The sequence below is a fragment of the Methylorubrum thiocyanatum genome, from assembly GCA_014138645.1.
GTDB lineage: Bacteria > Pseudomonadota > Alphaproteobacteria > Rhizobiales > Beijerinckiaceae > Methylobacterium > Methylobacterium thiocyanatum.
Window position 1 is genome coordinate 438,427 of sequence record JACJIB010000004.1, and the last position, 13,104, is coordinate 451,530.

At 70.8% G+C, this 13,104-nt stretch carries 14 protein-coding genes and 1 tRNA gene; 8 read left to right on the forward strand and 7 right to left on the reverse strand.

Annotation, left to right across the window (positions count from 1 at the left end; genetic code table 11):
- Window positions 1–6 precede the first annotated feature (6 nt).
- Window positions 7–1,224, forward strand: a complete 1,218-nt coding sequence (locus HNR51_RS13250; RefSeq protein WP_182555215.1) for a tetratricopeptide repeat protein — start codon at window positions 7–9, stop codon at window positions 1,222–1,224.
- Window positions 1,225–1,246: 22 nt separating this feature from the next.
- Here the strand turns inward: HNR51_RS13250 and HNR51_RS13255 are convergent, their stop codons facing one another.
- On the reverse strand, window positions 1,247–1,633 hold the full coding sequence (locus HNR51_RS13255) for a hypothetical protein (RefSeq protein ID WP_182555216.1): 387 nt from the start codon (window positions 1,631–1,633) through the stop codon (window positions 1,247–1,249).
- Between the two features lie 220 nt (window positions 1,634–1,853).
- Here HNR51_RS13255 and bioB point away from each other — a divergent pair, with 220 nt between their 5' ends.
- The 7 genes from bioB (at window position 1,854) to HNR51_RS13290 (ending at window position 9,775) form a co-directional block, all read left to right on the forward strand.
- Window positions 1,854–2,882, forward strand: a complete 1,029-nt coding sequence (bioB, locus tag HNR51_RS13260) for a biotin synthase BioB (RefSeq protein ID WP_182555217.1) — start codon at window positions 1,854–1,856, stop codon at window positions 2,880–2,882.
- Between the two features lie 82 nt (window positions 2,883–2,964).
- Complete coding sequence (gene aspS, locus HNR51_RS13265; protein ID WP_182555218.1) at window positions 2,965–4,779, forward strand: aspartate--tRNA ligase; 1,815 nt, start codon at window positions 2,965–2,967, stop codon at window positions 4,777–4,779.
- 158 nt (window positions 4,780–4,937) lie between these two features.
- Window positions 4,938–5,822 (forward strand): glycosyltransferase family 2 protein, encoded by an 885-nt coding sequence (locus HNR51_RS13270; protein ID WP_152278337.1) that lies wholly within the window; start codon window positions 4,938–4,940, stop codon window positions 5,820–5,822.
- Entirely contained in the window at window positions 5,819–6,901 is a 1,083-nt protein-coding gene (locus tag HNR51_RS13275; protein ID WP_182555219.1) for an acyltransferase family protein, read from the forward strand. The genes HNR51_RS13270 and HNR51_RS13275 overlap by 4 nt, the downstream gene beginning before the upstream one ends.
- A 159-nt stretch (window positions 6,902–7,060) precedes the next feature.
- Entirely contained in the window at window positions 7,061–7,276 is a 216-nt protein-coding gene (locus HNR51_RS13280) for a ferredoxin (RefSeq protein ID WP_141953396.1), read from the forward strand.
- Window positions 7,273–8,535, forward strand: a complete 1,263-nt coding sequence (locus HNR51_RS13285) for an NAD(P)/FAD-dependent oxidoreductase (protein ID WP_182555220.1) — start codon at window positions 7,273–7,275, stop codon at window positions 8,533–8,535. The genes HNR51_RS13280 and HNR51_RS13285 overlap by 4 nt, the downstream gene beginning before the upstream one ends.
- A 4-nt stretch (window positions 8,536–8,539) precedes the next feature.
- Entirely contained in the window at window positions 8,540–9,775 is a 1,236-nt protein-coding gene (locus HNR51_RS13290; RefSeq protein ID WP_182555221.1) for a cytochrome P450, read from the forward strand.
- A 156-nt stretch (window positions 9,776–9,931) separates the two neighbouring features.
- Here HNR51_RS13290 and rplA read toward each other — a convergent pair whose 3' ends face one another.
- From rplA to thpR, 6 genes are all read right to left on the reverse strand, one after another.
- Complete coding sequence (gene rplA, locus HNR51_RS13295) at window positions 9,932–10,630, reverse strand: 50S ribosomal protein L1 (RefSeq protein ID WP_012456183.1); 699 nt, start codon at window positions 10,628–10,630, stop codon at window positions 9,932–9,934.
- 10 nt (window positions 10,631–10,640) lie between these two features.
- A complete protein-coding gene (rplK, locus tag HNR51_RS13300) occupies window positions 10,641–11,090 on the reverse strand; it encodes a 50S ribosomal protein L11 (protein ID WP_003597508.1) in 450 nt (149 codons plus the stop codon).
- Between the two features lie 227 nt (window positions 11,091–11,317).
- Window positions 11,318–11,851, reverse strand: a complete 534-nt coding sequence (gene nusG, locus HNR51_RS13305; RefSeq protein WP_003597503.1) for a transcription termination/antitermination protein NusG — start codon at window positions 11,849–11,851, stop codon at window positions 11,318–11,320.
- A gap of 43 nt (window positions 11,852–11,894) precedes the next feature.
- Complete coding sequence (gene secE, locus HNR51_RS13310; RefSeq protein WP_041371686.1) at window positions 11,895–12,197, reverse strand: preprotein translocase subunit SecE; 303 nt, start codon at window positions 12,195–12,197, stop codon at window positions 11,895–11,897.
- 173 nt (window positions 12,198–12,370) lie between these two features.
- Window positions 12,371–12,447: transfer RNA gene (locus tag HNR51_RS13315), tRNA-Trp, on the reverse strand.
- Between the two features lie 79 nt (window positions 12,448–12,526).
- A complete protein-coding gene (gene thpR, locus HNR51_RS13320) occupies window positions 12,527–13,102 on the reverse strand; it encodes an RNA 2',3'-cyclic phosphodiesterase (RefSeq protein WP_182555222.1) in 576 nt (191 codons plus the stop codon).
- Between the last annotated feature and the right edge of the window lie 2 nt (window positions 13,103–13,104).

The following is a 13,104-nucleotide window of genomic DNA, read 5'->3' on the forward strand; positions in this document are numbered from 1 at the left end:
CCCGCCATGGCGCCCCCTTCCCTGCCGCTGCCGCTGCCGGACCGGCCCTCGGTCGCCGTGCTGCCCTTCGCCGATCCCGAAGGTGATTTCGACACGCAGGCCCTGGCCGACGGCCTGTCCGAGCACGTCACCGACGCCCTGGCTTGCACCCCCGGCCTGTTCGTGAGTGCCCGCAACTCCGCCTTCACCTTCAAGGGCCGCGCCGTGCCGCCGGACGAGGCGGCGGGGCGGCTCGGCGTGGCGCATGTCCTCACGGGCACGCTGTCACGGACGGGCACCCGCCTGCAGGTCCGGGCCCGGCTGCACCGGGCGGCGGTCGAGACGCCGGTCTGGATGCAGGATCTCGACGCGGACGAGGGCGCGCTCCACGCCCTGCGCAGCCGGATCGTCGCCGCGACGGTGGCGGCGGTGGCGCCCGGCCTCGCGCTCGACGCCGCGCCGGAGCGGGCCGGACCGCCGCTCGATGCCGGCGTCTACGCGCCGTTCCTGTCGGCCTACGCGAACCACGCCATGCCGAGCGCCGAGAGCGTGCGCCTGCGTATCGCCTCGATCGAGGCCGTGCGCCGCCTCGTGCCGGAACACCCCCTGCCCTACGCGCTCCTGGCGCAGTGCTACACCAACCTCGTGGTGCAGGGCTGGAGCCCGGACGCGGCGGCCGATTGCGCCGAGGGCGCCCGCCTCGCCCGTCTCGCCCTGGAGCGCGACGCGGGCGATCCGGCGGTGCTGATGATGGCCGGGCACACCCTCGCCTTCCTGGCGCAGGACTACGATGCGGCGCTCGGCCTGCTCGACCGCTCGCTGGCCCTCAACCCCAACAGCGCCGCCGCCTACGAGCGCAGCGGCTGGGTGCGCTGCTATGTCGGCGAGGCGGATTGGGCCGCGGCGCATTTCCGCGCGGCCAAGCGGCAGAGCCCGCTCGACCCCACCACCTTCCGCTTCGAGTCCGGCCTGGGACTCGCCCTCTGCATGGCCGGCGCGCACGAGGAGGCCCTGGCCTGGCTCGACCGCTCGATGGCCGAGGACCCGACCTGGACCAGCACCCACCGCGTCCGCGCCGCCACCCTCGCCTGGCTCGGGCGGCAGGCGGAGGCCGAGGCCGCCGCCGCCCGCTTCATGGAACTGGAGCCGAGCTACCGGATCCATCGCGCTATGCGCCTCTACCGGCCCTCCCCCGGCAAGGAGCGGTTCGTCGAGGGGATGCGGCGGGCCGGGGTGCCGTTCTGACAGACTCCACGGACCGGGCCCGTCAGCGACGCAGCGGGGCCGTCGCGCGGTTCTGCTCCGCGAGGATCCGGCCGATCAGGCCGTCGCAGTTTTGGGTCCGCCCGACACACTCGGCCGACAGATGGATCTTCACCTGCCCGTCCTCCTGCACGACCCTCCGGCAGATATAGGCGGCCGGTTGATCGCCGATCGGCTTGGCGAGCGTCCAGATCATCAGCCGCTTCGGGTCGTGGATCTCCACGAACGACGCGGTTTCGCGCGACACCTCCGTCCCCGGATCGGTCTTGATGGCCGCGGCCATCTCGGCAAAGGGCAGGACCTCGCGTCCGCAGAGCGGCTTGGCCGTGGCAGGCCAGGGAATAAGCGCCGCAAGAGCCGCCGATAAAAACAGCCTGACCGACCAGCGCATCGCGGAGCCTCGTGGATGACGTGCATCGAATAAGCACCACGCCTTATGGCTGCAAGAGCAGCCAGGCTCCCGTCCGCGGCTGACCGCCCGTTCGTCCGCAAAGGAGGTCCGCCGAGCATCCCGCGCGAAGCCCCTCCTCCCAAATTCCACCCCGGCCGACCGATCGGCTGGCCTAAGGCGAGGCTTGATTTTTCCCCCGGCTTCGCCCTCAAAGAAGCGCATGAGCGATACCGTGGTCTCCCTCGCCTCCTCTCAGGCGCCCGACGCCGCCATCCGGCAAGACATCCGGCATGATTGGACCCTGGCCGAGATCCAGGCGATCCACGACATGCCGTTGCTCGATCTCGTCCACCGGGCGGGCACCGTGCATCGGGCGCACAACGACCCCGCCGACATCCAGCGGGCGGCGCTCCTGTCGATCAAGACCGGCGGCTGCCCCGAGGATTGCGCCTATTGCCCGCAATCGGCCCACCACAAGGGCGCCAACCTTCCCCGCGAGCGGCTGATGCCGGTGGACGCCGTGCTGAAGGAGGCCGCCGCTGCCAAGGCTAACGGGGCGCACCGCTTCTGCATGGGCGCGGCGTGGCGCAAGCCCAAGGACGGACCTGAATTCGACGCGGTGCTGGAGATGGTGCGCGGCGTGCGCGGCCTCGGGATGGAAGCCTGCGTCACGCTCGGCATGCTGACCCAGAGCCAGGCCCAGCGCCTCGCGGAGGCCGGGCTCACCTCCTACAACCACAACCTCGACACCGGCCCCGAATTCTACGGCGACATCATCTCGACCCGTACCTACGACGACCGGCTCCAGACCCTGGAGCATGTCCGGCAGGCCGGCATCGGCGTCTGCTGCGGCGGCATCGTCGGCATGGGCGAGCGGGTGCGCGACCGGGCCGAGATGCTTCTGGTGCTCGCCAACCACGCGCCGCACCCGGAGAGCGTGCCGATCAACGCGCTGGTGGCCGTCGAGGGCACGCCGCTGGAGGATCGGCCGCCGATCGACCCGCTCGACCTCGTGCGGATGTGCGCCACCGCCCGCATCGTCATGCCCAAGGCCCGGGTGCGCCTCAGCGCCGGCCGCAAGAGCCTGACCCGCGAGGCGCAGATCCTGTGCTTCCTGGCCGGGGCCAACTCGATCTTCTACGGCGAGCGCCTGCTCACCACCGCCAACAACGAGGCCGATGCCGACGCCGAGTTGCTGCGCGACATCGGCGTGCCGGTGCCCGAGGTGACGCTGGCTGCTGCGGAGTAGGCGCAGCGGCCCCGCAGGGCCGCTTCGCCTTGACTTCACCCGCCTCCCGTGAATGGTGCCGGCTCACTCAAAAGAGCCCGCCATGCACCGTTACCGTACCCATACCTGTGGGGCGCTCCGCCCGTCCGATGTCGGGCAGACCGTGCGCCTGTCCGGCTGGTGCCACCGCATCCGCGACCACGGCGGCGTGCTCTTCATCGACCTGCGCGACCATTACGGCCTGACGCAGTGCGTGATCGATTCCGACTCCCCCGCCTTCAAGGCCGCCGAGACCGCGCGCTCCGAGTGGGTGATCCGCATCGACGGCCGGGTCCGCACGCGGCCCGCCGGCACCGAGAACGCCGAGCTGCCGACCGGGTCGGTCGAGGTCTATATCGACGATCTCGAAGTGCTCGGCCCCGCGGGCGAGCTGCCGCTGCCGGTCTTCGGCGATCAGGAATACCCGGAGGAGACCCGGCTCAAGTACCGCTTCCTCGATCTGCGCCGGGAGAAGCTGCACGCCAACATCATGAAGCGCGGCGCGATCATCGACTCGCTCCGCCGCCGCATGCGCGAGGGCGGCTTCTTCGAGTTCCAGACGCCGATCCTGACCGCTTCGAGCCCCGAGGGCGCGCGCGACTATCTCGTGCCGTCCCGCGTCCATCCCGGAAAGTTCTACGCGCTGCCGCAGGCGCCGCAGCAGTTCAAGCAGCTCACGATGATCGCGGGCTTCGACCGCTACTTCCAGATCGCGCCCTGTTTCCGCGACGAGGACGCCCGCGCCGACCGCTCGCCGGGCGAGTTCTACCAGCTCGACATCGAGATGAGCTTCGTCACGCAGGAGGACGTGTTCCAGGCGGTGGAGCCGGTGTTGCGCGGCGTGTTCGAGGAATTCGCGAACGGCAAGCGCGTGACGAAGGAATTCCCGCGCATCACCTATGCCGACGCGATGCTGAAATACGGCGTCGACAAGCCGGACCTGCGCAACCCGCTGATCATCGCCGACGTCACCGACGAGTTCGCCGACGACGCGGTGGAGTTCAAGGCGTTCAAGGGCGTCATCAAGTCGGGCGGCGTGGTGCGCGCCATCCCCGCGACCGGCGCCGCCGGCCAGCCGCGCTCGTTCTTCGACAAGCTGAACGACTGGGCCCGCTCGGAAGGCGCGCCGGGGCTCGGCTACATCGTGTTCGAGGAAGAGGGCGGGGCGCTCACCGGCAAGGGGCCGATCGCCAAGTTCATCCCGCCTGAGATCCAGGCGCGGATCGCGCAGAAGGCCGGGGCCAAGGCCGGTGATGCGGTGTTCTTCGCCGCCGGCACCGAGGCCAAGGCCGCCGCGCTCGCCGGCAAGGCGCGCATCCGTATCGGTGACGAGCTGAAGCTCTCCGACAAGGACCAGTTCGCCTTCTGCTGGGTCGTCGACTTCCCGATGTACGAGTGGAACGAAGAAGACAAGAAGATCGACTTCTCCCACAACCCGTTCTCGATGCCGAACTACGATCGCGACGCATTCCTCGCCTTGGGCGAGGAAGACGCCGAAAAGATCCTCGGGATCAAGGCGTTCCAGTACGACATCGTCTGCAACGGCATCGAGCTGTCGTCCGGCGCGATCCGGAACCACCGCCCCGACGTGATGGAGAAGGCCTTCGCCATCGCCGGCTACGGCCGGGACGTGCTGGAGGAGAAGTTCGGCGGCATGCTGAACGCGCTGCGCCTCGGCGCCCCGCCGCACGGCGGCATCGCGCCGGGGGTGGACCGCATCGTCATGCTGCTGTGCGAGGAGCCGAACATCCGCGAGGTCGTGCTGTTCCCGATGAACCAGCGCGCCGAGGATCTGATGATGGGCGCGCCCGCCGAGGCGACCCCGAAGCAGCTGCGCGAGCTGCATATCCGCCTGAACCTGCCCGAGAAGAAGGGATAGTTCTCGGACCCTCCCCCTCTGCGGGGGAGGGTGCCCGCGGAGCAGGCGGGTGAGGGGTTGGCTCCGCACCTTCCGGAAACGGCGCTCCCCCCTCCCGACCCCTGCTGACGCAGGGGCCACCCTTTCCCGCAGGGGGGAGGGAATCTGCGCGGGACCTGATGTCGCCCGATCCCACTCCCCTCACCGCCATCGTCGTCGCCCACGACAGCGCGGACGCCCTGCCCGCCTGCCTCGCGGCGCTGGCCCGCGAAGGCATCCCGGCCATCGTGGTCGACAATGCCAGCCGCGACGCCTCCGTGGCGGTGGCGCGGGCCCAGGGCGCGCGGGTGATCGCCCATCCCCGCAACGAGGGCTACGGCCGGGCCAACAACATCGGCGTGCGCGCCGCCGAGGGGACGGGCCGCGTCCTCATCCTCAACCCCGACCTCGTGCTGCAGCCGGGCGCCGCCGCCGCGCTGCTTGCGGCCGCCGAGGCGTGGCCCGATGCCGGCCTGCTGGCGCCGCGGATCCACGAGCCGGACGGGCGCTTCTTCTTCCAGCCGCGCTCGCTGCTCGCCCCCTATCTCACCAATCCGAAGGGCCGGCTCGCGCTGCCCGAGGGCGATGCCTGCGCCCCGTTCCTGTCCGGCGCCTGCCTGATGATCGAGCGGAGCTTCTTCCTCGAACTCGGCGGCTTCGATCCGAACATCTTCCTGTTCTACGAGGACGACGACCTCTGCCGCCGGGTGGCCGATGCCGGCCGCGCCCTGGTCCACGTCCACGGCGCCGTGGCGCTGCACGGGCGCGGGCGCTCCTCGGCCCCGGCGCCGGGCCGCACCTTTCGCACCCGCTGGCATCAGGCGTGGTCGCGGGCCTACGTCTCCAGAAAATACGGCCTGCCCGATCCGAGCCCCGGCCTCCTCGCCGCCAACGCGCCGAAGGCGGCGCTCTCCGCCCTGGTCCTCCGCCGCGCGGGGCTGGAGCGCTACGGCGGCTCGGCGGCCGGCGCGCTGGCCGCCCTGCGGGGGCAGAGCGCCCTGGCCCGCGAAGGATTGGCGCCGTGAGCCTGTTCTCGGGGCCGACCGTGGCGGAGGCGCTGGCGCGCCCGCACAACGCCTTCTCCGGCCTGCGGCTGGCGCTCGCCCTGATGGTGGTGGTCTCCCACGCCTTCAGCGTCGTCTCCGGCAACGGACTCGACGAGCCGCTCGCCCGCAGCACCGGCTTCTCGCTCGGCGAGCACGCGGTGAACGGCTTCTTCGCCGTCTCCGGCTTCCTCGTCACCATGAGCTACGACCGGCGCGGCTGGCGCGACTACGTCATCGCCCGCTCGTTGCGGATCGGGCCCGGCCTCGTCGCCGCGACCCTGGCGGTCTCGCTGCTGCTCGGCGGCGCCCTCACCCGGCTGCCGCTCAGCGAATACCTCGCCGCGCCGGAGCTGTGGCGCTTCGTGCGCGGCACGCTCCTGTCCTTCAAGAGCAATGCCAGCCTGCCGGGCCTGTTCGAGACCAATCCCCTGCGCAGCCCGCTCGGCACGGTCTGGACCCTCAAATACGAGACGATCTGCTACGCGGGCGTCCTCGTGGTCGGGCTGTGCGGGCTGCTGCGGCGGCGCTGGGCCGTGCCGGCGCTGACCGCCGCCCTGGCGCTCGCCCTGGCGGTGCTGGAAGTCGTGCGGCCGGAGATGCCGAAGGGGACCGAGACCGCCCTGCGGCTTCCACTCATCTTCGCCTTCGGCGCCTGCCTCTACCTGTGGCGCGACACCGTCCGCCTCACGCCGTGGCCGCTGCTCGGCCTCGCCGCCGCCCTGCTGCTTCAGGGCCACGCCCCCGCTCGGACGCTGCTGTTCCTGTCGGAGAGCTACGCGGCGGTCTGGCTCGCCTTCCTGCCCCCCCTCGCCCGCCCCGCCCTCGACCCGCCCGCCGACCTCTCCTACGGGGTCTATCTCTACGGCTGGCCGATCCAGCAGAGCCTGCATGCGTTGTTCCCCGCCGCCTCGGCGCTCGCGCTGCTGCCCCCCGCGCTTCTTCTCGCCCTGCTCGTCGCGGCGCTCTCCTGGTACGCCGTCGAGAAGCCGGCCCTGCGCCTCAAGGCGCGGGCGCTCGGACGGCGCACGCTGGGCACCATCGAGCCCGCCGGCCCCTGAATCCGAATTGATCCATCCGCGCCCCGAGCGCGTTCGAAGAGGGCGAGGCGTGTCGCCGTGCCGCCGTGGTGGGGCGCCCCGCGCGCCCTAGCTACGGTGCCGGGCCGCTCGTCCGCCGTCGGCCCGCCCTCTTCCCGGAAACCCGGATCACCGCCTGCCATGAAGGTCGTCGTGGACCTCAACCGCTGCCAAGCCTACGCGCAGTGCCTCTACGCGGCCCCAGGGCACTTCGCCCTGCACGGCAAGGAAGCCTTGGTCTACGACCCCTCCCCCGACGAGGCGGCGCGGGGCGAGATCGAGCGGGCCGTCCACGCCTGCCCGGTCCGGGCGATCACCGCCTATTCGGACGACACGACCGCCGGAGAGGCGGCGTGACGACAGCTCCCGAGCGCATCGTCGTCGTCGGCGCCTCCCTGGCGGGCCTCACCGCCGCGCAGCACCTGCGCGCGCGGGGCTATGCCGGGGCGCTCACCCTGGTCGGCGACGAACCCCATCGCCCCTACGACCGGCCGCCGCTCTCCAAGCAGGTGCTGCGCGGGCTCTTCTCCGCCGACACCACCCTGCCCCATCCCCCCGATCTCGGCGTGGAATTCCGCCTCGGCCAGCCGGCGACCCGGCTCGACCTGTCCGAGCGGGCGGTCGAACTCGGCGACGGCAGCCGCCTGCCCTACGACCGCCTGCTGATCGCCACCGGCACCCGGGCGCGGCCCTGGCCCGACCCGGAGGAAGCCGCGCTTGCCGGCGTCTTCACCCTGCGCGGGCGGGACGACGCGCAGCGTCTCGGTGCCCGTTTGCAGGCAAGGCCGGACCGCGTCGTCCTCGTCGGCGGCGGCTTCATCGGCTTCGAGGTCGCCTCGACCTGCCGCGATCTCGACATCCCGGTCACCCTGCTGGTGCGCGATGCCGTTCCGCTGGCCGCGGCGCTCGGCCCCCGCCTCGGCGGCCTGATCGGCGACGTGGCGCGCGAGAAGGGCGTCGATCTGCGCCTCGAATCTGAGATCGAGCGGATGGAGGCACGAGACGGACATCTCGTCGCCGTGACCCTGAAGGACGGCACGCGGATCGAGTCCGACTGCCTCGTCGCGGCGATCGGCACCCTGCGCAACGTCGAATGGCTCGCGGGCTCCGGCCTGGAGGCCGACGCGGGGGGCCTGCGCTGCGACGCCTTCTGCCGCGCGCTGCACGAGGACGGCGGCGTCGCCGAGGGCGTCTTTGCTGCGGGCGACGTCGCCCGTTGGCCGAACCCGCACGACGACGATGCGCTGGTGGCGGTCGAGCACTGGGGCAATGCCCGGGCGCAAGGAGAGACCGCCGCCGCCAACATGCTGGCGGGCGACGCCTCGGCGATGCGCCGCCACGACCACCTGCCGGATTTCTGGTCGCAGCAATTCGGACTGACGATCAAGCTCGTCGGCTTGGCCGAGGGCGCCGACAGCTTCGCCGTGATGCACGGCTCGCTGGAGGAGCGCTGCCTCTTGGCCGCCTACGGCCGGGACGGCCGCACCATTGCGGCGGCCTCGATCGACAGCGCCCGCTGGCTGCCCGCCTACAAGGCCGCGATCCGCGAGCGCGCCCCGTTCCCGCCGATCGCGGACGCCGTCGATCAGCCCCGCCTCCGTGTGCAGGAGCCGTAATCCCGTGAGCGGAAGCACGCTGTTCGAACAGATTCTCGATCCCGCCCACCGGGCGAACCCCTACCCGCTCTACGCGGAGATGCGGCGGGTGCCGGTGGCGCGGCAGGCGGACGGCACCTACGTCGTCAGCACCCACACCGAGCTGGCGCGGCTGATCTCCGACCCGCGGATCAGCTCGGACGACCTGCCCGACCCGCAAAAGTTCCGCTGGACCGGGCACCCCGTCACCGACCTGCTGGTGCGCCCCGTGCGCGCCGAGATCCGCAAGCGCCACCGTCCCTTCATCTTCCGCGACCCCCCTGACCACGACCGCCTGCGCGGTCAGGTGATGCGCTGCTTCACCCCCGAGCGGGTGCGCGGCATGCGGGGCAAGACCCAGAAGATCACCGACGACCTGATCGGCAAGATGCGGGGCAAGACCCGGATCGATCTCGTCGACGACTTCTCCTACCCGCTGCCCGTCACCGTGATCTGCGAGTTGCTCGGCGTCCCGCCGGAGGACGAGGCGCAGTTCCACGGCTGGGCGACGCAGCTCGCCACCGCGCTCGAACCCAACCAGCGCGGCGACGAGGAGACCCAGGCCAAGAACGAGGTCTGCTTCAACGAGATCGCCGACTACCTCCAGGGGCTGATCAAGGAGAAGCGCAAGGACCCGCAGCAGGACATCCTCTCCGACCTCGCCAATGACGGGGACGGGATGAACGACTTCGACCTGATCGCCACCGCGGTGCTGCTGCTGGTGGCGGGCCACGAGACCACGGTGAACCTGATCACCAACGGCATGCTGACGCTGCTGCGCTTCCCCGAGCATGGGGCGCGGCTGCGCGCCGAGCCCGACCTCGCGCCGCGGCTGATCGAGGAATTGCTGCGCTACGAGCCGCCGGTCCATTACCGCACGCGGCTGGCGCTCGCCGACATTCCGGTGGCCGGGATCACCATCCCGAAGGACGCGCCGGTGATCTTCTTGCTGGCCGCCGCCAACCGCGATCCGACCCGCTTCCCCGATCCCGACCGCTTCGATCCCGACCGGCCCGACAACCGCCATCTCGGCTTCGGCGGCGGGCTCCACTACTGCGTCGGCGCCCCGCTCGCACGGATCGAGGCGGAGGTTGCCCTGGTCAGCCTCGTGCGGCGGCTGAAGGGCGTGTCCCTGATCGAGGACCCGCCGCCCTACCGGCCGGGGGCCTCGCTGCGGGGGCCGCGGCATCTGCGGCTGGCGCTGGAGGGCGTGGCGGAGTGATCGCGTCCGGCGGCCGTTGGGCATCCCCTCTCCCCGCGTGCGGGGAAAGGGGATCCGCCCGCGACGCAACAGGTCATCGAGAACGTTGAAGCCAAAAGAAAAGCGCCCGGCCTCTCGGCCGGGCGCTTCTCCAAAACGTCCTGTGCGGAACGCGTCTTACGCGGTCAGCACCGTCGAGGGCTCGACCTTCACGCCCGGGCCCATCGTCGAGGTGACGGCGATGCGCTGGATGTAGGTGCCCTTGGCGCCGGCGGGCTTCGCCTTGGCGACCGCATCGGCGAAGGCCTTGATGTTCTCGACGAGCTTCTGCTCGTCGAAGGACACCTTGCCGACGCCGGCGTGGATGATGCCGGCCTTCTCGACGCGGAACTCGACCGCGCCGCCCTTGGCAGCGGCGACGGCGCCCTTCACGTCCATGGTGACCGTGCCGACCTTCGGGTTCGGCATCAGGCCGCGCGGGCCCAGCACCTTACCGAGACGGCCGACCAGCGGCATCAGGTCCGGGGTCGCGATGCAGCGATCGAACTCGATCTTGCCGCCCTGGACGATCTCGAGGAGATCCTCGGCGCCGACGATGTCGGCACCGGCCGCCTTGGCGTCGTCCGCCTTGGCGCCGCGGGCGAAGACCGCCACGCGGACCGTCCGGCCGGAGCCGTTCGGCAGGTTGCAGACGCCGCGGACCATCTGGTCGGCGTGGCGCGGGTCGACGCCGAGATTCATCGAGATCTCGACGGTCTCGTCGAACTTGGCCGAAGCCTTCGACTTCACCAGCTTGATCGCCTCGTCGATGGCGTAGAGCTTGGTCGGCTCCAGACCCTCGCGGGCGGCGCGGATGCGCTTTCCTTCGCGTGCCATGATGCCCTCCTTACGCGACGACTTCGAGGCCCATGGCTCGCGCGGAGCCACGGATCATCGCGACCGCCGCATCGACGGAGTCGCAGTTCAGGTCGGGCATCTTCTTCTCGGCGATCTCGCGAAGCTGGGCTTCGGTGATCTTGCCGACGGTCGGGCCCTTGCCCGGGGTCTTGGAGCCGGAGGCCGGCTTCTTGCCGATCTTCAGGCCAACCGCCTTCTTCAGGAAGAAGGTGACCGGGGGCTGCTTCATCTCGAAGGTGAAGGAGCGATCCTGATACGCGGTGATGATCACCGGGATCGGGGTGCCCTTCTCCATCTGCGCGGTCTTCGCGTTGAAGGCCTTGCAGAATTCCATGATGTTGAGGCCGCGCTGACCGAGCGCGGGGCCGATCGGCGGCGACGGGTTGGCGGCGCCGGCCGGGACCTGAAGCTTCACGTAGCCCGTGATCTTCTTCGCCATGGGACTGCTCCCAAATGTTGCGCGTCGCCGGGCTGCCGAGGCACGGACGGACGGGCGGTTGCAGGTCGCGGTGCGATCCGTGGATCCCGGAGGCGAAGCCGGGCGGATCTCCCGCGGGTTGTGGCGGTGCTTCCGAGGAAGCATCGCCGTTTCCGGGCCGCGGCGGGGCCACCGGCCGGAAAGGCTGACGATCAATCAGTCTTGATTGATCGCGAAATGCAAAAAAATCAGACCTTCTCGACCTGACCGTATTCCAGCTCGACCGGGGTGGCGCGGCCGAAGATCGACACCGCCACCTTGAGACGCGAGCGGGCGTCGTCGATTTCCTCGACGGTGCCGTTGAAGGAGGCGAAGGGGCCGTCGGAGACCCGCACCGTCTCGCCGATCTCGAAGGAGACCGTGTGCTTGGGGCGGTCCACGCCCTCCTGCACCTGCCCCTTGATGCGCTCGGCCTCCGCATCCGGGATCGGCACGGGCTTGGCCTTGTCGGCCCCGAGGAAGCCGGTGACCTTCGGGGTGTTCTTGATGAGGTGATAGACCTCGTCGGTCAGGTCGCACTTCACCAGCACGTAGCCGGGGAAGAACTTCCGCTCGGCGTCCACCTTGCGGCCACGGCGGACCTCGGTGACCTTCTCGGTCGGCACCATGACCTCGTCGAACAGCTCGGTCAGCCCGCGCTGGGCCGCCTGATCCTTGATGGACTGGGCGACCTTGTTCTCGAAGTTCGAGTAGGCGTGGACGATGTACCAGCGCTTCGACACGGGTCTCTCAACTCCTCGGCGTCCTGGGACGCCTGAAAAAATCTTAAGCGCCGATCCCGAGGATCAGGCCGACGCCGAAGCGCATCACCTGATCGACGGCGACGAAGAACAGGCTCGCCACCACCACCATGATGAACACCATCACGGTGGTGATCGTGGTCTCCTTGCGGGTCGGCCACGTGACCTTGCGGGCCTCGTCGCGCACCTCGCCCAGGAACTCCACCGGGCCCACCCGCTTCGGCGCGGGGCGCGCGGGCGGGGTCGGGCGCTGGGGCGCAACGGGCGCCGTGCCGCGCTTGGGGCCGCGCGCCGCGTCGGCTTTCTTGGTCGCTTCGTTCGATGCCATGGCGCAACTGAAACCGGACAGGGCTCCGGAAACCACCGATCGCGGTGCGGGGACGCTTGCGTCCCACACCGACAGCATCTGAGGATCTCGGAATGCGCCCGCTCTAGCGCAAGTGATCCGGCTTGTCGATGGGCTCGGAGGGTCTGCCGCTTGCGGGGTCTGGAGCTGCGCCGTGGCAGGAGTGGAGGGACTCGAACCCCCAACCCCCGGTTTTGGAGACCGGTGCTCTGACCAGTTGAGCTACACTCCTACGGCGCGCGCGGCGCGGTTCGCGTCATGCCGCAACCGGCGGCCCAAAGCAAGGGCGGAACGCGACGGGGCGGCCGGGGCTACCCGTCTTCCCCCTCCTCCGGGTCGAAATCCCCGCCGAGGAAGGGATAGGCCGCCTCGACGAGATAGGGACCGCCGCCCCGCGAGGTGCGGGCCGAGAACAGGGCGGCGCGCCGCGCCGTGAAGGTCAGGCGGGGAAACACGCCGGCCTCGGTGAGGGTGCGCGCCACCGCCTCCGGTCCGGCCTCGCGGTTGAGCCGGGCGAGCGTCACATGCGGCGTGAACTTGCGCCGCTCCGGCGCGGCGCCGGCCCGGCGGGCGATGCGCTCGTGCTCCTCCTGCAGGTCGGTCAGCTCCGGGCTCGGCACGACGGAGGCGTAGATCGCCCGCGGCCGGTCGCCGCCGAAGCTCGCGAGCCCGTCGAGGGTCACGGTGAAGGCCGGGCGCGCCCGCGCCTCCGCCAGACCCGCATCGAGATCGGCGGCGATGACGTCATCGACCTCGCCGAGGAAGCGCAGGGTGATGTGGTAGTCCGACGGCTCGATCCAGCGCGCCCCGGGCAGGCCGCCGCGGAAGAACGACAGCCGCTCGGCGATCTCCGCCGGGATCTCCAGCCCCGTGAACAGGCGCGGCATCG